At 71.2% G+C, this 19,097-nt stretch carries 18 protein-coding genes; 3 read left to right on the top strand and 15 right to left on the bottom strand.

What is annotated here, in order from left to right:
- Nucleotides 1-105: 105 nt before the first annotated feature.
- The 4 genes from infB to rimP all read right to left on the bottom strand — a co-directional run bounded on the left by infB (nt 106) and on the right by rimP (nt 5,298).
- A complete protein-coding gene (gene infB, locus AB5J50_RS36140) occupies nt 106-3,249 on the bottom strand; it encodes a translation initiation factor IF-2 (RefSeq protein ID WP_369262716.1) in 3,144 nt (1,047 codons plus the stop codon).
- Nucleotides 3,250-3,397: 148 nt separating this feature from the next.
- On the bottom strand, nt 3,398-3,676 hold the full coding sequence (locus tag AB5J50_RS36135) for a YlxR family protein (RefSeq protein WP_327432133.1): 279 nt from the start codon (nt 3,674-3,676) through the stop codon (nt 3,398-3,400).
- A gap of 102 nt (nt 3,677-3,778) precedes the next feature.
- Nucleotides 3,779-4,789 (bottom strand): transcription termination factor NusA, encoded by a 1,011-nt coding sequence (gene nusA, locus AB5J50_RS36130; protein ID WP_327432132.1) that lies wholly within the window; start codon nt 4,787-4,789, stop codon nt 3,779-3,781.
- A gap of 2 nt (nt 4,790-4,791) precedes the next feature.
- On the bottom strand, nt 4,792-5,298 hold the full coding sequence (gene rimP / locus AB5J50_RS36125) for a ribosome maturation factor RimP (protein ID WP_369262714.1): 507 nt from the start codon (nt 5,296-5,298) through the stop codon (nt 4,792-4,794).
- Nucleotides 5,299-5,652: 354 nt separating this feature from the next.
- Here rimP and AB5J50_RS36120 point away from each other — a divergent pair, with 354 nt between their 5' ends.
- From AB5J50_RS36120 to AB5J50_RS36110, 3 genes are read left to right on the top strand one after another with little or no spacing between them, the layout of a single operon-like run.
- The gene (locus tag AB5J50_RS36120) at nt 5,653-6,243 is read left to right on the top strand and encodes a hypothetical protein (protein ID WP_369262712.1); all 591 of its coding nucleotides are present in this window, start codon (nt 5,653-5,655) and stop codon (nt 6,241-6,243) included.
- Nucleotides 6,244-6,278: 35 nt separating this feature from the next.
- The gene (locus AB5J50_RS36115) at nt 6,279-6,767 is read left to right on the top strand and encodes a ferritin-like domain-containing protein (RefSeq protein WP_369265605.1); all 489 of its coding nucleotides are present in this window, start codon (nt 6,279-6,281) and stop codon (nt 6,765-6,767) included.
- Between the two features lie 27 nt (nt 6,768-6,794).
- A complete protein-coding gene (locus AB5J50_RS36110) occupies nt 6,795-7,706 on the top strand; it encodes an aminoglycoside phosphotransferase family protein (RefSeq protein WP_327432128.1) in 912 nt (303 codons plus the stop codon).
- 35 nt (nt 7,707-7,741) lie between these two features.
- On the opposite strand, the gene AB5J50_RS36105 is transcribed toward AB5J50_RS36110, so the two are convergent.
- The 11 genes from AB5J50_RS36105 to dxr form a co-directional block, all read right to left on the bottom strand.
- The gene (locus AB5J50_RS36105) at nt 7,742-7,984 is read right to left on the bottom strand and encodes a ferredoxin (protein WP_369262711.1); all 243 of its coding nucleotides are present in this window, start codon (nt 7,982-7,984) and stop codon (nt 7,742-7,744) included.
- Between the two features lies 1 nt (nt 7,985).
- Complete coding sequence (locus AB5J50_RS36100) at nt 7,986-9,203, bottom strand: NADH-ubiquinone oxidoreductase-F iron-sulfur binding region domain-containing protein (RefSeq protein WP_369262709.1); 1,218 nt, start codon at nt 9,201-9,203, stop codon at nt 7,986-7,988.
- On the bottom strand, nt 9,200-9,784 hold the full coding sequence (locus AB5J50_RS36095; protein ID WP_369262708.1) for a ferric reductase-like transmembrane domain-containing protein: 585 nt from the start codon (nt 9,782-9,784) through the stop codon (nt 9,200-9,202). The genes AB5J50_RS36100 and AB5J50_RS36095 overlap by 4 nt, the downstream gene beginning before the upstream one ends.
- Entirely contained in the window at nt 9,781-10,923 is a 1,143-nt protein-coding gene (locus tag AB5J50_RS36090) for an FAD:protein FMN transferase (protein WP_369262706.1), read from the bottom strand. Before AB5J50_RS36090 ends, AB5J50_RS36095 begins: the two co-directional genes overlap by 4 nt.
- Nucleotides 10,923-11,309 (bottom strand): hypothetical protein, encoded by a 387-nt coding sequence (locus tag AB5J50_RS36085; protein ID WP_369262704.1) that lies wholly within the window; start codon nt 11,307-11,309, stop codon nt 10,923-10,925. Before AB5J50_RS36085 ends, AB5J50_RS36090 begins: the two co-directional genes overlap by 1 nt.
- A 152-nt stretch (nt 11,310-11,461) precedes the next feature.
- Entirely contained in the window at nt 11,462-13,159 is a 1,698-nt protein-coding gene (locus AB5J50_RS36080) for a proline--tRNA ligase (RefSeq protein WP_369262703.1), read from the bottom strand.
- 71 nt (nt 13,160-13,230) lie between these two features.
- Nucleotides 13,231-13,800, bottom strand: coding sequence for a GNAT family N-acetyltransferase (locus AB5J50_RS36075; protein WP_369262702.1), 570 nt, complete (start codon nt 13,798-13,800; stop codon nt 13,231-13,233).
- Nucleotides 13,801-13,919: 119 nt separating this feature from the next.
- A complete protein-coding gene (locus tag AB5J50_RS36070; protein WP_369262700.1) occupies nt 13,920-14,768 on the bottom strand; it encodes a GNAT family N-acetyltransferase in 849 nt (282 codons plus the stop codon).
- 290 nt (nt 14,769-15,058) lie between these two features.
- Nucleotides 15,059-16,216 carry a flavodoxin-dependent (E)-4-hydroxy-3-methylbut-2-enyl-diphosphate synthase gene (gene ispG, locus AB5J50_RS36065; RefSeq protein ID WP_369262698.1) on the bottom strand — a complete coding sequence of 386 codons (1,158 nt, stop codon included), beginning with the start codon at nt 16,214-16,216 and terminating at the stop codon, nt 15,059-15,061.
- Between the two features lie 162 nt (nt 16,217-16,378).
- Entirely contained in the window at nt 16,379-17,683 is a 1,305-nt protein-coding gene (locus AB5J50_RS36060) for an RIP metalloprotease (RefSeq protein WP_369262696.1), read from the bottom strand.
- Entirely contained in the window at nt 17,680-18,936 is a 1,257-nt protein-coding gene (gene dxr / locus AB5J50_RS36055; protein WP_369262694.1) for a 1-deoxy-D-xylulose-5-phosphate reductoisomerase, read from the bottom strand. The genes AB5J50_RS36060 and dxr overlap by 4 nt, the downstream gene beginning before the upstream one ends.
- Nucleotides 18,937-19,097: the final 161 nt, after the last annotated feature.

Below are 19,097 nucleotides of genomic sequence, written 5' to 3'. Positions count from 1 at the left end.
ACACAGCCCCGCGCCCCATTAAGGGGCGCGGGGAACTGCGCAATCCTTCAAACGGCGAGCTGGCCGGCGGTGACAAGTCACCGCCGGCCAGCTCACACAACCGCTTTACGAGCGCGGCTTCTCGCGCATCTCGTACGTCGCGATGACGTCGTCGACCTTGATGTCGTTGAAGTTTCCGAGGTTGATACCACCCTCGAAGCCTTCGCGGATCTCGGTGACGTCGTCCTTGAAGCGACGCAGACCGGAGATGGTGAGGCTCTCCGCGATGACCTTGCCGTCGCGGACGAGTCGAGCCTTCGTGTTGCGCTTGACCTCGCCCGAGCGGACCAGGACACCGGCGATGTTGCCCAGCTTGGACGACTTGAAGACCTCGCGGATCTCCGCCGTGCCGAGCTCGACCTCCTCGTACTCCGGCTTGAGCATGCCCTTGAGGGCCGCCTCGATCTCCTCGATGGCCTGGTAGATCACCGAGTAGTACCGGACGTCGACGCCCTCGCGCTCCGCCATCTGCGCCGCGCGGCCCGCAGCGCGGACGTTGAAGCCGATGACGATCGCGTCGGAGCCGGTCGCCAGGTCGATGTCCGACTCGGTGACCGCACCCACGCCGCGGTGCAGCACGCGGATGTCGACCTCTTCGCCGACGTCGAGCTGGAGCAGCGAGGACTCGAGAGCCTCCACCGAACCGGACGCGTCGCCCTTGATGATGAGGTTGAGTTCCTGCACCAGACCGGCCTTGAGGGCCTCGTCCAGGTTCTCCAGGGAGAACCGGACACCCCGGCGGGCGAAGTTGGCGTTGCGCTCACGCGCCGCGCGCTTCTCGGCGATCTGACGCGCCGTGCGGTCCTCGTCGACGACCAGGAAGTTGTCGCCGGCACCCGGGACGTTGGTGAGACCCAGGACCAGGACGGGGGTCGACGGACCCGCTTCCTCGACGTTGTTGCCGTTGTCGTCGAGCATCGCCCGGACACGGCCGTACGCGTCGCCGACAACCATCGTGTCGCCGATGCGCAGCGTGCCGCGCTGGACCAGGACCGTCGAGACGGCACCGCGGCCACGGTCGAGGTGGGACTCGATCGCAATACCCTGCGCGTCCTGCTCCGGGTTGGCCCGCAGGTCGAGCGAGGCGTCCGCGGTCAGGACCACGGCCTCCAGCAGGGAGTCGATGTGCAGACCCTGCTTGGCGGAGATGTCGACGAACATGGTGTCGCCGCCGTACTCCTCGGCCACCAGACCGAACTCGGTCAGCTGACCGCGCACCTTGACCGGGTCCGCGCCCTCGACGTCGATCTTGTTGACCGCGACCACGATCGGCACACCGGCCGCCTTGGCGTGGTTCAGCGCCTCGATCGTCTGGGGCATCACACCGTCGTTGGCCGCCACCACGAGGATCGCGATGTCGGTCGACTTCGCACCACGGGCACGCATGGCGGTGAACGCCTCGTGACCCGGGGTGTCGATGAAGGTGATCTTGCGCTCTTCGTCGTTGACCTGAGTCGCGACCTGGTACGCACCGATGTGCTGCGTGATACCGCCGGCCTCGCCCGCGACGACATTCGTCTTGCGGATGGTGTCCAGCAGTCGGGTCTTACCGTGGTCGACGTGACCCATGACGGTCACGACCGGCGGACGCGCGACGAGGAACTCCTCGCCACCCTCGTCCTCGCCGAACTCGATGTCGAAGGACTCGAGCAGCTCGCGGTCCTCCTCCTCGGGGCTGACGATCTCGAGGACGAAGTTCATCTCGTCCGCGAGGAGCTTCAGCGTCTCGTCGGAGACGGACTGCGTGGCAGTGACCATCTCGCCGAGGTTCATCATCACGCCGACGAGCGACGCCGGGTTGGCGCCGATCTTCTCGGCGAAGTCGGTGAGGGACGCACCGCGCGACAGGCGGACGGACTGTCCGTTGCCGCGAGGCAGCATCACGCCGCCGACCGACGGGGCCTGCATGGCCTCGTACTCCTGGCGCCTCTGCCGCTTCGACTTGCGACCACGACGCGCGGGACCGCCGGGGCGACCGAAGGCGCCCTGTGTGCCACCACGGCCACCCGGACCACCGGGACGACCGCCGAAGCCGGGACGACCGCCGCCGCCACCGCCCGGACCACCGGGACGACCGGCGAAACCGCCACCGCCGCCACCGGGACCGGCCGGACGACCGGCGAAGCCGCCACCGCCGCCACCGGGACGACCGGCGAAGCCGCCGCCACCCGGACGACCGCCGCCGCCACCGGGACCACCGGGACGACCGCCGCCGCCACCGGGACCGCGGCCACCAGGGCCACCACCGGGACGCGGGCTGCCCGCAGCAGGACGCTGCGGCATCATGCCGGGGTTCGGACGGTTACCGCCGGGACCGGGGGCCCCACCGGGACGCGGAGCCTGCGGACGAGGCATGCCGCCGGGGGTCGGACGGGCACCGCCCGGACCGCCCTGCGGACGCGGAGCGCCGCCGGGACCGCCCTGGGGACGGGGAGCACGGTCACCACGGTCCTGACCCGCGCCCTGCGGACGCGGACCGCCGGGGGCACCGGCGCCACCGGGACGCGGGGCACCGCCCGGACGGGGCGCCTGCGGGCGCGCCATGCCGGTGGAGCCACCAGAGGTGAACGGGTTGTTGCCCGGACGCGGGCCGGCCGGACGAGCGCCGGGACGCGGAGCCTGGCCGCCGGGACGCGGGGCGCCCTGACGGTCGCCGCGCTCGGGACGGTCACCACGGCCCTGGCCACCCTGGCCGGGACCGGCCGGACGGGCACCGGGACGCGGAGCCTGGCCGCCGGGACGCGGGGCGGAACCCGGACGGGGACCTGCGGCCGGAGCCGCGGGAGCCGACGGGGGCGCTGTGAACTCGGCTGCGACCGGAGCCGGAGCCGCCGGAGCGGGCTTCGGCGCGGGCTTGGGACCCGGACGCGGGCCCGGAGCGGCCGCCGGAGTCACCGGGGTGACCGGAGCCGCCGCGGCGGGCGTCTCGGCCACGGCCGGCTTCGGGGCCGGCGGGCGCGGGGCAGCCGGACGGGCCGCCTGAGCCGGAGAGGGGGCGCCCGGCTTGGCCGGGGCAGCCTTGCGCGCGGGGGCGGGCTTGCCGCCACCGCTGCCCTGCTGGAGGGCGTCAGTCAGCTTGCGTACAACGGGCGCCTCGATCGTCGAGGACGCCGAACGGACGAATTCACCGAGTTCTTGGAGCTTGGCCATGACGACCTTGCTCTCAACCCCGAACTCCTTGGCGAGTTCGTATACCCGGACCTTAGCCACTTCGCTCCTTTTAGGTCCGGGATGCGTCCGGACCGTCGCTACTTCATGGGCGTACTCATCGCGTGCTCATCGAGTGCTCATCGCAATCTCGACCTACTTCCAACTCGCGGGGGTACCAGGGCCGCACGGGGGTTCCGTACGACGCTTCTTACGGTGTTGCCTGCTCGACGTAGAGGCGCAACGCCGCTGTGTCGAGCGCTCCCGGGGCACGCAGCGCCCGTGGGATCGCCCGGCGGCGGACCGCCAGGTCGAGACAGACCAGGGCGGGGTGCACATAGGCACCCCGGCCGGGCAGCGTACCGCGATGATCGGGGACACATTCACCCTCGACCGCCACGATGCGCAGCAGATCCTTCTTGGCCGCTCGCTCCCGGCACCCCACACAGGTGCGCTCAGGGCATGCGCGGGCTCGCGTCCGGCCAGACACTCTTTAGTCTACCTCCCCGTACCGACCTCACCCCTTTGGGGCAAGAATCGAACGGTTGTTGTCGTGATCTAAGCCACCTGCGGCTCAGATCTATTCCCGCTGCTATTCCCCGGACCGCCGCGAGGTCTCCTCGGACGGCTGCTCGGTGTCCGGACGGATGTCGATCCGCCAGCCCGTGAGGCGGGCGGCGAGGCGGGCGTTCTGCCCTTCCTTGCCGATCGCCAGCGACAGCTGGTAGTCGGGGACCGTCACGCGCGCGGAGCGGGCCGCGAGGTCGACGACCTCGACCTTGGAGACACGGGCCGGGGAGAGCGCGTTCGCGACCATCTCGGCCGGGTCGTCCGACCAGTCGACGATGTCGATCTTCTCGCCGTTCAGCTCGGCCATGACCTGGCGCACGCGCCCGCCCATGGGGCCGATGCAGGCGCCCTTGGCGTTCAGGCCGCTGCGGGTCGACCGGACGGCGATCTTCGTACGGTGGCCGGCCTCACGCGCGATGGCGGCGATCTCGACGGAACCGTCGGCGATCTCCGGCACCTCGAGCGCGAAGAGCTTCTTCACCAGATTGGGGTGCGTACGGGAGAGGGTCACGGACGGACCGCGGACACCCTTCGCCACCCGAACGACGTACGAGCGCAGCCGGAGACCGTGCTCGTAGTTCTCACCCGGGACCTGCTCCTGCACCGGCAGGATGGCCTCCAGCTTGCCGATGTCGACCAGCACGTTCTTGGGGTCGCGCCCCTGCTGGACCACACCGGTGACGATGTCGCCCTCACGTCCGGCGTACTCACCGAGCGTCGCGTCGTCCTCCGCGTCCCGCAGGCGCTGCAGGATGACCTGCTTGGCGGTGGTGGCGGCGATCCGGCCGAAGTCCGACGGGGTGTCGTCGAACTCGCGTGCCTCCTGCCCCTCCTCCAGCTCCTGGGGGTCCTCCTTCGCCCACACGGTCACATGGCCGGTCTCCCGGTCGAGCTTCACGCGCGCGTGGCGGCGGCTTCCCTCGGTGCGGTGGTAGGCGATGAGGAGGGCCGACTCGATCGCCTCGACCAGCAGGTCGAAGGAGATCTCCTTCTCCCGTACCAAGCCCCGCAGGGCACTCATGTCGATGTCCACGGCTACGCCTCCTCTGCGTTCTCTTCGTTCTTGTTCTTGCGGCTGAACTCGACCTGGACGCGCGCCTTGACGATGTCCGCGAAGGCGAGCCGCTTGGCGGTGGGCTTGCGCCCCTTCACGCCCGGCACCTCGACGTCGATGCCGTCGTCCTCGACCGTCAGGATGCGCGCGACCAGCTCGCCATCGTCCTGCAGCTGGAACTTCACCAGCCGGTCCGTGGCGCGTACGTAGTGACGGTGCTCCTTGAGCTCGCGCTCGGCACCGGGGGTTCCGACCTCGAGGGTGTACTCACCCGCGCCCATCGCGTCCGTCTCGTCGAGCTTCGCCGAGAGCGCGCGGCTCACATCGGCGATCGCGTCCAGGTCGGCACCCTCGTCCGAGTCGACGACGACACGCAGCACGCGCTTGCGCCCGACCGAGTCCACCTCGATCTCCTCGAGATCGAGTCCCTGAGAGCTGACGAGCGGTTCCAGCAGTTCTCGCAGCCTCTCGCTCTGGGTGGTGCTCATCCGGGTGACTCCTCGGCCGCGTGTGCTGTTGTGGGTAGGTCGTGTGTCAGGTCAAAGGGTATCCGGTCGCGGGGGGTGTTGCCGTCCACCGTGACGGGGTGAGGGTGCCGCGGGTTGTTCGTCGGCTGCGGGCCGGTGGGGGTTCCCCGCGCCCCTAAAAGGAGCGCGGGGAACTGCGCAATCTTTTGAGCGGGGGTCTGGGGGCACAGCCCCCACGGATGGGACGGGTAGGGGCGGCGGGGGCGAAACCCGTGTCCCGGGAGAGGCGCTGGCGAGTGATCGGGTGGGGCGCGGGTACCGTGATCACGGGCGTATCGCCCTCCCTTTCGTACGAGCCCTCCGAGGACGTCTGCCGTGCCGTTCACCCTGCCGTCGCGCACCCCCCCGGGCCCGCGCCGAAGGAGCCTGCTCGCATCGGCCGCAGGCACCCTCGCCCTCGCGGGCTGCTCCACCCCCGAGCAGTCCACCGACACCACGGCCGGCAGCCCCTCGGCCGCGGACCGGGCACGCGCCCGCGCGGCCCGCGACAGCGAGACCCTGGCCGGGCGCTACACCGCCGTGATCGCCGTGCACCCGGCGCTGGCGGAGCGGCTGCGCCCCCTGCACGCGGAGGTCGTACGGCACGCGCAGGCGTTCGGGGGTACGGGGAGCGACCCGTCGGCATCCCCTTCGGTGACCGCATCGCACCCCGCATCACCCTCCGCCTCGCCCTCCCCCTCGGATTCGGCGTCCGCGTCGGCCGCGTCGGCGCACCCGAGCGCCTCCCCCTCCGTACCGGTCCGGGAGAAGGACGCCCTCATCGACCTCGCCTCAGCCGAGCGCACCCTCGCGGACGAGCGCACCAAGGCCTTGCTGGAGGTCCCGGGAGAGCTGGCCAGGCTGCTGGCCAGCGTTGCGGCGGCCGGGGCCGCACACGCGTTTTTGCTGACGGAGGGGGCCAAGTGAGCGGGACCAGGGAAACCAAGGGCGCCAGGAGCACCCTGAGCGCCAAGAAGGCCCAGAAGGCCGCCGCGGCCAAGGAAGCCGAGCTCAAGGCCCTGCAGGCCGCGCTGGGTGCCGAGCACGCCGTCGTCTACGGATACGGCATCGTCGGCGGCAAGATCGGCGCCGGCAGACAGGGCGAGGCGCGGGCGGCGTACGACGCCCACCGGGCGCGCCGGGACGAGCTGGCGCGCGCCGTGCGGGACCTGGACGGCAAGCCCGAGGCCTCGGCGGCGGCATACGCGTTGCCGTTCGCCGTGAAGGACTCCGGCACAGCCGTACGGTTCGCGGCAGAGCTGGAGGAACGTGTGGCCGGGGTGTACTCCGACCTCGTACGCGCCTCCACCGGCGACCAGCGGCGCACGGCCGCCGAGGCGCTGCGGGAGGCGGCGGTGCGGGCGGTGCGCTGGCGCGGCGAGAGCGTAGCCTTCCCTGGGCTCGCCGAACGGGCGGCCACCCCCTCCGCGTCGGCACCCTCGCAGACGTAACGCGACCTGGAAGGAAACAACTCGCGCATGGCTTTCGAACCGCCGCAGCGCCTCGTGCGGGCGCTCGGCGAGACGCAGCACAACGGAGGCGGCGGAGCCGGTGACTGGCTGGACAAGCTGCCCGAGCTGGCCCAACAGGCCGTGGATCTACGCGAGTTGACCGTGGAGCGGGTGCAGGCGCCCGGCGGGCGCAGCAGCCTGGTCGTGCTGGTGCGGCTGATCGACGGGACGCCCGCCGTGCTGAAGCTGGCGCCCGAGCGGGCCCGTCCGGAGAGCGAGCGGGCCGCGCTCGCCCACTGGGACGGACGGGGCGCGGTCCGGCTCCTCAATCCCGGCGACACCCACGGCGTACTGCTGCTGGAGCGGCTGCACCCGGACATGTCCGTGCGGTCGCTGCCCGAGGCGAAGGCGCTGCTGGAGGCGGCGGGCACGCTGCGGCGGCTGTGGGTCGAGCCGCCCGCCGCCCATGTGTTCGAGACCGTCGCCGAGCGGACCGGCCGGCAGGCCGAGGCGATGCGGGCGAGCGCCGGTGCCGACGCCGAGGTCGGCCCCCTGGTGGAGGCGGCGCTCGCGGCCCGCGACGCGCTGCTCGCCGACCCGCCCGAGGAGCGGCTGCTGCACGGCACCTTCCGGCAGAGCAAGGTGCTCGCCGCCGAGCGGATGCCCTGGCTGGCCGTGGGCCCCGATCCGGTGGTCGGTGAGTGTGCCTTCGACCTGGCCCGGCTGGTCCGCGACCGGGTGGAGGATCTGATCGCCTCGCCCTCGGGCTCGTCGATCACCCGGCGGCGGGTGAAGCGGCTCGCCGAGTCCCTGGAGGTCGACCAGGAGCGGCTGCGGGGCTGGACCCTGTTCCGGGCGGTCGAGTCCGGGGTCCGGGCGCGCCGGGTCGGACGTCCGCAGGACGCGGAGCTGCTGCTGGAGTTCGCGGGCTGGCTCTGACGCCCCCTTACTGGCTCAACTCCCCTCTTACTGGATCAACTCCCCTGCGTCGTGGTGAGTTTGAGGGCGAGCACCGGGCAGTCGGCCGCTGCTCTGCGGGCGCGCTTCAGGGTCGTACGAGGGACAGGGCCCCGGTCGAGCACGGGGTAGTCCCACTCGTCGAGCACGATGTGCTCGGGGAGGAGTTCGGCGCACAGGCCATGGCCCTGGCAGGCGGTCCAGTCGATGTCGAGTCGCGGATCGGTACCGGCGGTGGCTGTGGCGGTGGCGGCTTTCATGTCAGCTCCGGCTTCCGGGGACGGGCAGCAGGGGGGTGCGGTCGGTCGCCGTGCAGTGACCGGAGGCATGGGCGTCGAGTTCGGCGGCGAACGTCGTGAGTGCGCTGCGGACCAGCCGGACCGTGCCGTCGGGGTGGTGGCAGGCGCCGCGGCCCTCCACGAGTCCGGCCCAGCGGGCGACGTCCTCGCGGGCGGTGCCGTGCGGTCCCGGGGACGCCAGGGTCCGGAAGGCGGCGGCGATCCGGGGCAGGCCGTTGAGGCAGGGGCCGCACTGGCCTGCCGATTCGAGGGCCAGATAGCGCAGGACGCGGGCGGTTTCGGCGAGGCCGCAGCGGTCGGCGGGCAGGGCCGCCAGGACGCCCGCGCCGAGGTCGGCCATGCTCAGCGGGCGGGTCGCGGCCTCGACGGCAGGGATCCATGTGCCGTGGTAGCCGCCGATCAGGACCGCGCCGATGCCGTCCAGTGGCAGCAGCCGGTGCAGGGGCATCCCGAAGGGCGCCTCCACGACCCGTACCTCGCGGCCCGGCACATGCACCGTGCACAGTGCGCTGCCCGGTTCGGCCGGCGTGCCCGCGGAGCGGAACCAGTCGGCGCCGTAGCGGGCTATGAGGGCGAAGTGGGCGAGCGTCTCCACGTTCTGGACGAGGGTCGGCGCCCGGTGCACGCCCTGTTCGCGCACTGGGGGGCGCTGGTGCCGGGGCAGCGCGGCATGCCCGGAGATGTACTGGGTGAGGGCCGAGGACTGGCCGGAGAGGAAGCGCTTCGGGACGCGTACCGTGCGCACCGGCAGGGGGTCCCGGCGCTCGGTGAGTGCCGTTTCGAGCGGCGTCGCGCCGTCCTCGACCGCGAGGTACGCCTCCCCCGCGCCGACCGCCTCGGCCGCCAGCTGCAGCCCGTCCAGGACGAGATGGGGAGACAGCCGCAGCAGCGTCCTGTCTTTCGCGCTCGCGGGCTCGCCCTCCGCGCCGTTCGCCACGACGACCGGGGCGCGGCCCGTGCGGCGACCTGCCTCCGCGACCGCGGCCAGCTTGCGGTACGTGGGGAACGCGGCGCCGCCGCGGCCGGTGAGCCCGGATTCGGCGAGCGTGCGCAGCAGGTGGGCCGGGTTGCCGTAGGACAGGGGGCCGTACCGCTGCTGGTGGGTGGTGAAGCCGGCCGGGGTGCCGCCGGGGGCGAGCAGCCTCGGCGGCATGTAGATGTCCGTGAAGGTCATGGTCATGAGCGGGCTCCCTCGGCGGTACGAAGCAGTGCGGACGGGGTTCGCCGGGAGGCGCGGGCCGCCTGGGTGACGCGGATGCCGGACGCCATGAGGACGGCGGCCACGCAGGAGACCGTCAGCCAGAGCATCCAGGTGGCACCGGCGTCGGTGCCGATACCGATGCCGTGGATCAGCGCGATCGGCCAGGAGGCGTACGCCAGCCAGTGCACCGCTCGCCAGGTGCGGTGGCCCAGACGGGCGCGGAGCAGGCTGGTGATCAGGACCGCGAGCAGCAGGTCCAGGGCGACGGTGCCGAGGCCCAGCCAGAGGGGCTGGTAGTCGGAGACGAAGGGGACGACGGTGTCGAGGGTGGTGATGTTGACGTAGCCGTCGGCGATCGCCGCGGTGATGTGGAGGGCGAGGAAGGTGGTGGCGGAGAGGGAGAGGGTGCGGTGGAGGGTCACTGTGCCGAAGCGGGGGAGGCCGGGGAGACGGCCGCGGAGTCTTACCGCTGTGCCGAGCAGGACGACGACCGTGAACAGGACGAGCGAGACCGCGCCGGTGGCTCTGTTGGCGTACCAGAGGATGGAGGAGTCGGTCATGCCGCGGCCCGCGTGGTGGTCGAGGTCGGCGCGGTGGTCGAGGTCGGCGCGGTGGTCACGGCCCGCGCCTTCGGCGCTTGTTCGCCCCCGCCGCCCCTACCCGTCCCATCCCTGGGGGCTGCGCCCCCAGACCCCCCTTCGGCCTGAACGGCCTCGTCCTCAAACGCCGGACGGGCTGAAAGTGCGGGCCCGATGGGTCGCGAAGTGGGCCAGCCCGGGGTCGTGAGGACCGTTCCGTCTCGCGCCACCAGCCTTGCCGGCAGGCCCAGCCGGGTCAGCCAGCGTGTCGCGTTCTTGCCCTTCACCAGGGCCGCTGTGCTCGCCGCGTTGGCGTCGGCGCAGGTGGCCGCCGCGACCGAGACGGTGCGCCACGGCGTCTCGGCGGGCAGGCCCGTGTGCGGGTCGATGATGTGGTGGAGGTCGTGGGTGCCGCGGCGCCAGCGGCGGGCGGTGGTGCCGGGGGTCGCGAGGCCGCCGCTGCGGACGCCGACCGTGGCGTACGAGCCCGGTGCCGGGGTCTCGTCGACCGGGCCCGTGGCGTCCTGGACGCGGATGCGCCAGCCGCCCGCCGGTGGTTCGCCCGCGACGGCCGTGTCGCCGCCGAGGCTCACCAGGACGCCGCACCCCGCCGCCTGGGCGAGCATCGCGGCGGCCTTGTCGGCGGCCCACGCCTTGGCCGTGGCGCCCAGGTCGAGGCGGACCCCGGCTGGGATGGTAACCGTGCCGGTCGCGCGGTCCAGCCGTATCTGACGCCAGCCGGGTATCGGGCGCACGGTCAGCCGTACGGGGCGGCCGTCCTCGTGGAGCAGCTGGAAGTCACGGTCGTAGCCGAGGGCGTTCATCGCCGAGCCGACGGTCGGGTCGACGGCGCCGTCCGTCGCTTCGGCGGCGCGCAGCGCGACGGCCAGTGCCTCGGCCAGCAGCGGGCTGACCTTGACCGGTCGCCCTGCGGCGCTGTCGAGGGCCGCCAGCTCGGAGTCCGGGCGGAAACGGCTGCACGTGGCGTCGACCTCGGCCAGCTGCCGGGCGAGCAGCAGGTTGCAGGGGTCCAGCAGCGCCGGGTCGGTGACGACCAGCCGGACGCTCGTGCCGAGGGCACGCCACTCGGCGGCGGCCGTGGGACGGAAGGCCGTGCTCATCACGACGCCCCCGAAGTGGAGTCGGCCGAGCCGCTGCTGCCGGAGGAGGTCAGTCCGTCGGACGACGCCTGAAGGCCGGAGGAGGAGTTCGACGAGGAAGAGCCCCCTGAGCTCCCTGAGCTCCCCGAGGAGGACGAAGACGACGACGAGTCCGTGTCGCTGCTCGAACCAGAGCTCGTACTCGTGCCTGAACTCGTGCTCGAACTCGAACTCGTCGAACCTGTGCTGCCGGACGCCGTCGTGTCGGCGTCCGCGGCCGCCTGCATCGAACCCACCAGGGCGAACACCCCGGCCGCCGCCGCCAGTGTCACCGCCGCTGCCGCGGCCGCCGTACGCCGTGCCCCTTTGCGGACCGCCGCGGCGGCTCCCCGCTCGCTGCCTGTCATGGCTGCTCCCCTCCCGAGTGACGCTCTGTCACGTCCTACGGTCGGGGAGCAGCCTGAGAGAAGTCTGTGAGGCACCCATACGCCTCGGAAGAAGTCTCTGAGAGACGTCTTTAATTGCAGACTTCAAGCACTTCGGCTACGGGAACCTCCGCCTACTGGGCCGTCAGGCGGGCGATCGCCTCGTCGACGGTCAGCTCCTCGCGCTCGCCGGTGCGGCGGTCCTTGAGCTCCAGGACACCCTCGGCCGAACGGCGGCCGGCCACCAGGATCTGCGGTACGCCGATGAGCTCGGCGTCGGTGAACTTCACGCCCGGGGAGACGCCGGCGCGGTCGTCGACCAGGACGCGGACGCCGGCCGCGGCCAGCTTGTCGGAGACGTCGAGGGCCAGTTCGGTCTGGAGGGCCTTGCCCGCGGCGACGACGTGGACGTCGGCGGGGGCGACCTCCTTGGGCCAGACCAGGCCCTGCTCGTCGGCGTGCTGCTCGGCGAGGGCGGCGACGGCGCGGGAGACGCCGATGCCGTAGGAGCCCATGGTCACGCGGACCGGCTTGCCCTGCTGGCCGAGGACATCGAGGTTCAGGGCGTCGGCGTACTTGCGGCCGAGCTGGAAGATGTGGCCGATCTCGATGGCGCGGTCCAGCTTGAGGCCGGTGCCGCAGGAGGGGCACGGGTCGCCTTCCTGGACGACCACGGAGTCGACGTACTCGTCGACCTCGAAGTCACGGCCCGCGACGACGTTCTTCGCGTGCAGGCCCTCCTTGTTGGCGCCGGTGATCCAGGCGGTTCCGGGGGCGATGCGCGGGTCGGCGAAGTAGCGGACCTTCTCCAGGCCCTGGGGGCCGACGTAGCCGCGGACCAGGTCGTCGCGGCCCACGAAGTCCGTGGCGGTGACGAGTTCGACGGGGGCCGGGGCGAAGTGCGCCTCTACCTTGCCCATGTCGACCTCGCGGTCGCCGGGGACGCCGATCGCGACGATCTCGCCGTCCACCTTGATGAGGAGGTTCTTGAGGGTCTCGGAGGCCTGCACGCCCAGGTGGGCGGCGAGCGTCTCGATGGTGGGGGTGTCGGGGGTCGGGATCTCTTCGAGGGCGGGCACACCGGCCGCGTCCACGGGCTGCAGCGGGTACGTGATCGCCTCGGTGTTGGCGGCGTAGTCGCAGTTCGGGCAGTCGGCGAAGGTGTCCTCGCCGGCCGCGGCCGGGGCGAGGAACTCCTCCGACTTGGAGCCGCCCATGGCGCCCGCGGTCGCGGCGCAGATGCGGTAGTCCAGGCCGAGGCGCGCGAAGATCTTCTGGTACGCCTCGCGGTGCAGGGCGTACGACTGGGCGAGGCCCTCGTCCTCCAGGTCGAAGGAGTACGAGTCCTTCATCAGGAACTCGCGGCCGCGCAGGATGCCGGCGCGGGGGCGGGCCTCGTCGCGGTACTTGGTCTGGATCTGGTAGAGGATCACGGGCAGGTCCTTGTAGGACGTGCACTGGTCCTTGACCAGGAGGGTGAAGATCTCCTCGTGGGTGGGGCCGAGGAGGTAGTCGCCGCCCTTGCGGTCGTTGAGGCGGAACAGCTCGGGGCCGTACTCCTCCCAGCGGCCGGTCGCCTCGTAGGGCTCCTTCGGCAGCAGCGCGGGGAGCGAGACCTCCTGGCCGCCCATGGCGTCCATCTCCTCGCGGACGATCCGCTCGACATTGGCCAGGACCTTCTTGCCGAGCGGCAGCCAGGACCACACGCCGGCGGCTGTGCGGCGCACATAGCCGGCGCGCACCAGCAGCTTGTGGCTGAGTACCTCGGCGTCCGCCGGGTCGTCGCGCAGTGTCTTGACCATCAACCGGGACATGCGCTGGACCTGGGCCATGATTCTTTACTCCTGCTGCTGAAGGGTGATGGCAGGAGGTTAGCCGGGCGGTACGGGACGGTGGAAATCGGTTAACGGCGGCGCAGGGGCAAAGGGGCGCCCATCACGGCGTACGGCTTGGGGGCGCTGGGGAACAGGACCTGTCGGGCCAGGTCCTCGTAGCCGAGGGAGTGGTAGAGGCCGCGGGCCGGGCTGTCCGTGTCGATCGCGGAGAGGATCGAGCGGGGTTCGGCGGCGCTGTCCGTGATGCCGGTGATCAGGGAGCGGCCGATGCCATGGTTCTGGTAGCGCGGGTGGACGTGCAGTTCGGTGATCACGAAGGAGTTGTCGAGCCAGCCGTCGTGGCCCCGGCTGCGCAGATACGGCTCGACGACGGTGGACCACCAGTGCGTACGGTCGTTGGGCATGCCGTAGACGAACCCGACGAGCCGTCCGTCGGCCGTCGTCGCGCCGAGCGAGCGGGCGCCCGGGTAGGTGAGGTGACGCAGCACGATCTGCCGGCGTACGGCGACCTCTTCCGCCCCCAGCCCGAAGGCGATGGCCTGCACGGCGAGCGCCTCGTCGACGCGGGCGGCGAGATCCAGGGGGCCGATGACCACGTCGCCGGGGTTGCGGTGGCCCTGACCGGGGAAGCGCGGCATGCGGGGACTCTACAGGGAGGGTGGGGGTTGTCGTTCTGGTGCGGGTCCGTTGTGGCTGGTCGCGCCCACGCGGCGGAGCCGCACAGGTCACAGCCTCGCGCCCGTTACGGGGGCGCGGTTCAGAACAGGACGCTCATGAAGGCGCCGATCTCCTGGAAGCCCACCCTGCGATACGTCGACCTGGCCGCCGTGTTGAAGTCGTTGACGTAGAGGCTGGCGATCGGGGCCACGTCGGCGAGGGCGTAGCGCAGGACGGCGGCCATGCCGGGGGCGGCCAGGCCTTGTCCCCGGTATTCGGGCGCGACCCAGACGCCCTGGATCTGGCAGGCCCGGGTGGTCGCGGCGCCGATCTCCGCCTTGAAGACGACCTTGCCGTTCTGGTCGAGGCGGGCGAACGAGCGTCCGGAGCCGACGAGTTCGGCCACGCGTGCCTGGTAGAGCAGCCCGCCGTCACCGGCGAGCGGCGAGACGCCGACCTCCTCGGTGAACATGGCCACGCAGGCCGGCATGATCGTCTCCATCTCGTCCTTGCGGATGCGGCGGACGTACGGATCCGGGGCGATGTCGGCGGGGAGCCGGTCGGTGACCATCAGTGGCTGGTGGCCGCGGACCTCGCGGGCGGGGCCCCAGCTCGGTTCGAGCAGCCGCCAGAGCTGGGCGGTGGGTTCGGCGGGGCCGACGATCGAGGAGCAGCGGCGGCCGGCTCTTCTGGCCCGGTCGGCGAAGCCGCGTACGGCCCGCGGGGTGGCGCAGATCGGTACCAGGTTGGCGCCGGCGTAGCACAGGGACTGGAGCATGCCGTCCTCGTACCAGCCCCACATCTCGCCGCCGAGCCGCCATGGGTCGAGGCCCGCGATCTGCACCCGGGACGCGACGAACGCGTTCGCGACCGGCTCGCGGTCGAGGACGGCGAGCGCGGCGTCCAGGTCACTCGGTTCGAGGACCCTGGTGGTGGTCTGGGTCAACACGTGCGGGGGCCTCACCATACGGTCTGCTGATCTCCGCACTGTACCTGGCGAGATTGAGCCGCGCCGCCCGTTGTCCGGGGCGGTGTTCGCCCCCGCCGCCCCTACGCCCATCCCCAGGGGCGCTGCCCCTTCGCCCCCGGGTGCGGGTGGGTGGGGGCTGGTCCTAAAGATTGCGCAGTTCCCCGCGCCCCTTGAGGGGCGCGGGGAACTGCGCAATCTTTAGGGGGTCTGGGGGCGCAGCCCCCAGGAACGGGATGGGACGGGTAGGGGCGGCGGGGGCGAAAGACGCCTCAGCCGGCCACCGACACCGACGGCTCGCCGGAGGCCACCCCCGCGGCTTCCATCTGCTCGGCGAGCTTCAGCGCTTCCTCGATCAGCGTCTCGACGATCTTCGACTCGGGCACGGTCTTGATGACCTCGCCCTTGACGAAGATCTGCCCCTTTCCATTGCCGGAGGCGACGCCGAGGTCGGCCTCACGCGCTTCGCCGGGTCCGTTCACCACGCAGCCCATGACGGCGACACGGAGCGGGACCTCCATGCCGTCGAGCCCGGCGGTGACCTCTTCGGCCAGCTTGTACACATCGACCTGGGCACGGCCGCACGACGGGCAGGAGACGATTTCCAGGCGCCGCTGCTTGAGGTTCAGCGACTCCAGGATCTGCATGCCGACCTTGACCTCCTCGGCCGGAGGTGCCGACAGGGAGACGCGGATCGTGTCGCCGATGCCCTCGGAGAGCAGCGCGCCGAAGGCGACGGCCGACTTGATCGTGCCCTGGAAGGCGGGGCCCGCCTCCGTCACACCGAGGTGCAGCGGGTAGTCGCACGCGGCCGCCAGCTGACGGTAGGCGTTGACCATGACCACCGGGTCGTTGTGCTTGACCGAGATCTTGATGTCCCGGAAGTCGTGCTCCTCGAAGAGGGAGGCTTCCCAGAGGGCGGACTCGACGAGCGCCTCGGGGGTCGCCTTGCCGTACTTCTGGAGCAGTCGCCGGTCGAGCGAGCCGGCGTTCACGCCGATCCGGATCGGGGTGCCGGTGTCCTTCGCGGCCCGCGCGATCTCCTTGACCTGGTCGTCGAACTGCTTGATGTTGCCGGGGTTGACGCGGACGGCGGCACAGCCGGCCTTGATCGCCGCGAAGACGTACTTCGGCTGGAAGTGGATGTCCGCGATGACGGGGATCTGGGACTTGCGGGCGATCGTCGCGAGCGCGTCCGCGTCGTCCTGCGTGGGGCACGCCACCCGCACGATCTGGCAGCCGGACGCGGTCAGCTCGGCGATCTGCTGGAGCGTGGCGCCGATGTCCGACGTACGCGTCGTCGTCATCGACTGCACCGACACCGGTGCGTCTCCACCCACGGCCACGGTTCCGACCTGGATCTGCCGGCTCTTCCGGCGCTCGGCCAGCTTGGTCGGAACGGACGGCATGCCGAGAGAAATCGCAGTCATCTGCTGTGCAACCCCAAGTTGTGGATCAAGGTCCCGGAATCGTGGGCTCCAGGCTTCGAGATTACGGCACGGGCATACGCCCGAGCACATCACGCCTCTAAACCCACCCAATGGATGGCGGCCGGACACCCAGGGTGCCCGGCCGCCGCGAACAGTGCCTTGCTAGGAGATTTTCACCGGGTTAACCACGTCCGCGATGAGCACCAGAACCGTGAAGCAGACGAAGATTCCGGCCACCACGTACGCGATGGGCATCAGCTTCGCCACGTCGAAGGGGCCCGGGTCGGGCCGCTTCAGGACCTTCGCCGTGTTCCGCCGCAGCGACTCCCACAGGGCGCCCGCGATGTGCCCGCCGTCGAGCGGGAGCAGCGGGAGCATGTTGAAGAGGAAGAGGGACAGGTTGAAGCCGGCTACCAGAAGCAGCATCATCGCGACCTGCTGGGAAGCGGGGATGTCCAGCGTGAAGACGTCACCGCCGATGCGGGCCGCGCCGACCACGCCCATCGGGGAGTCGGCCTTGCGCGGGGCGTCCCCGAAGGTCGCGTTCCACAGGTCGGGGACCTTGCCGGGGAGCGCGACCAGCGACTCGACGCCGTTCTGCATCATGTCGCCCATGCGGTCCACGGACTGCGAGAAGGACTGCTGGACGATGCCGGTGGCGGGCGTGAAGCCGAACCAGCCGGCGTAGACGTAGTCACCTTCGACATAGCCGCCGTTGCCGTCGGTCTTGCTGACCTGGTTCTTGACCAGGTGGGCGGTCAGGTCGACCTGCTCGCCCTTGCGCAGCACGGTGACCGTGACGGCCTTGCCGGGGTTGGCGCGGATGTCGGACTGGAGGGCCGACCAGTCGGCGACCTCCTTGCCGTTGAACGCGATGATCTTGTCGCCGCCCTTGAGGCCGGCGGCCTGGGCGGGTGCGACGGGGTCGCTCTTCTTGCACTCGTCGCGGTTCTCGCTGGCCTGGATGACGCAGGGCGAGACCGCGCTGACCGTGGTGGTCTGGGTCTGGACGCCGAACGTCATCATCACGCCGAGGAAGATCGCGACGGCCAGGATGAGGTTCATGAAGGGGCCGGCGAACATCACGATCACGCGCTTCCACGGCTTGCGCGTGTAGAAGAGGCGGCTCTCGTCGCCGGGCTTGAGCTCCTCGAAGGCTGCCGACCTGGCGTCCTCGATCATGCCTCGGAAGGGGGAGGTCGAGCGGGCCTCGATACGGCCGTCCGGACCGGGCGGGAACATTCCGATCATGCGGATGTAGCCGCCGAGCGGGACCGCCTTCACCCCGTACTCGGTCTCGCCCTTCTTGCGTGACCAGATGGTCGGGCCGAAGCCGACCATGTACTGCGGCACGCGGATGCCGAAGAGCTTGGCCGTCGACAGATGTCCCAGCTCGTGCCACGCGATCGAGATGAGCAGGCCGATCACGAAGACGACTATGCCGAGGATCATCATCAGGGTCGTCATGCACGAGCCTCCGCGGTTGTCGTCCGTACCGTCAGTTCACGGGCCCGGGCGCGCGCCCAGGTCTCCGCTTCGAGGACGTTCGCGACGGTCAGGGAAGTTCCCGTATCCGGTGTGCCGTGTTCCTCGACCACCCGTGTGACGGTCTCCATGATCCCGTTGAACGGCAGTGTGCCGTTCAGGAACGCGTCCACGCACTCCTCGTTGGCGGCATTGAACACCGCCGGGGCCGTACCCGCGAGCTGCCCCACGTGCCGGGCGAGCCCGACCGACGGGAACGCGTCGTTGTCGAGCGGGAAGAACTCCCAGTTCGACGCCTTCGTCCAGTCGAACGCGGGGGCCGCGTCCGGGACGCGCTCGGGCCAGCCGAGCCCGATGGCGATCGGCCCGCGCATGTCGGGGGGCGTCGCCTGGGCGATCGTCGATCCGTCCGTGAATTCCACCATCGAGTGGACATACGACTGGGGATGCACGACCACCTCAATGCGGTCGAAGGGAATGTCGTAGAGGAGGTGGGCCTCGATGACTTCCAGTCCCTTGTTGACCAGGGTCGCGGAGTTGATCGTGATGACCGGGCCCATGGCCCAGGTGGGGTGCGCGAGAGCGTCGGTGGGTGTGACGTCCGCCAGCTCCGCCTTCGTACGACCGCGGAAGGGGCCACCGGAGGCGGTCACGACCAGCTTGCGCACATCGGCGCGGGTGCCGGAGGCCAGCGCCTGGAACAGGGCGGCGTGCTCGGAGTCCACGGGGATGATCTGGCCCGGCTTGGCCAGCGCCTTCACCAGCGGGCCGCCGACGATGAGCGACTCCTTGTTGGCGAGCGCGAGCGTGCGGCCCGCCTCCAGGGCGGCGAGGGTCGGGGCGAGGCCGATGGAGCCGGTGATGCCGTTGAGCACGGTGTGGCAGTCGGAGGCGGCGAGCTGGGTGGCGGCGTCCGCTCCGGCCAGTATCTCGGGAAGCGTCTCGCCGGGGGCGTACTGCGCCGCGAGGGCCTCGCGCAGCGCCGGTACGACATCCTCGCGGGCGACGGCGACGGTCCGCACGCGCAGCCGGTGGGCCTGCTCCGCGAGGAGTCCGACCCTGCCGCCGGCGGCGGAGAGCGCGGTGACCCGGAACCGGTCGGGGTTGCGCAGCACGAGGTCGATGGCCTGGGTGCCGATCGAGCCGGTGGAGCCGAGGATCACGACATCCCGGACTCCGTCCACGGGGTCGAAGACAAGATGCGGATCAGCGAGGGGGGCTGGACTGTCGCTCATCCCTCCATTGTGGCCGCAACGCGTCCCCGGCAGGACAGCGCGCCCCCACTTCCTGCCGCGTTACCACTTCGGGGTGCCCGCTGGGCCAGAACCCCCCTTCGTGAACCTTCCGTGAAGATCATGTGATAGCACTTCACCACTGGCCGGTGGATGACCGGCCG

The sequence above is a fragment of the Streptomyces sp. R35 genome (assembly GCF_041053035.1).
GTDB classification, from domain to species: Bacteria; Actinomycetota; Actinomycetes; order Streptomycetales; family Streptomycetaceae; genus Streptomyces; species Streptomyces lutosisoli.
This window is presented reverse-complemented; position numbering and strand designations above follow the sequence as displayed.

Coding starts and splice junctions, on each gene's coding strand:
- rimP (WP_369262714.1), bottom strand. CDS start 5,298: ATGAGCACCACCCAGAGCGAGAGGCTGCGAGAACTGCTGGAACCGCTC.
- AB5J50_RS36110 (WP_327432128.1), top strand. CDS start 6,795: ATGGCTTTCGAACCGCCGCAGCGCCTCGTGCGGGCGCTCGGCGAGACG.
- AB5J50_RS36105 (WP_369262711.1), bottom strand. CDS start 7,984: ATGAAAGCCGCCACCGCCACAGCCACCGCCGGTACCGATCCGCGACTC.
- AB5J50_RS36100 (WP_369262709.1), bottom strand. CDS start 9,203: ATGACCATGACCTTCACGGACATCTACATGCCGCCGAGGCTGCTCGCC.
- AB5J50_RS36095 (WP_369262708.1), bottom strand. CDS start 9,784: ATGACCGACTCCTCCATCCTCTGGTACGCCAACAGAGCCACCGGCGCG.
- AB5J50_RS36090 (WP_369262706.1), bottom strand. CDS start 10,923: ATGAGCACGGCCTTCCGTCCCACGGCCGCCGCCGAGTGGCGTGCCCTC.
- AB5J50_RS36085 (WP_369262704.1), bottom strand. CDS start 11,309: ATGACAGGCAGCGAGCGGGGAGCCGCCGCGGCGGTCCGCAAAGGGGCA.
- AB5J50_RS36080 (WP_369262703.1), bottom strand. CDS start 13,159: ATGGCCCAGGTCCAGCGCATGTCCCGGTTGATGGTCAAGACACTGCGC.
- AB5J50_RS36075 (WP_369262702.1), bottom strand. CDS start 13,800: ATGCCGCGCTTCCCCGGTCAGGGCCACCGCAACCCCGGCGACGTGGTC.
- ispG (WP_369262698.1), bottom strand. CDS start 16,216: ATGACTGCGATTTCTCTCGGCATGCCGTCCGTTCCGACCAAGCTGGCC.
- AB5J50_RS36060 (WP_369262696.1), bottom strand. CDS start 17,683: ATGACGACCCTGATGATGATCCTCGGCATAGTCGTCTTCGTGATCGGC.
- dxr (WP_369262694.1), bottom strand. CDS start 18,936: ATGAGCGACAGTCCAGCCCCCCTCGCTGATCCGCATCTTGTCTTCGAC.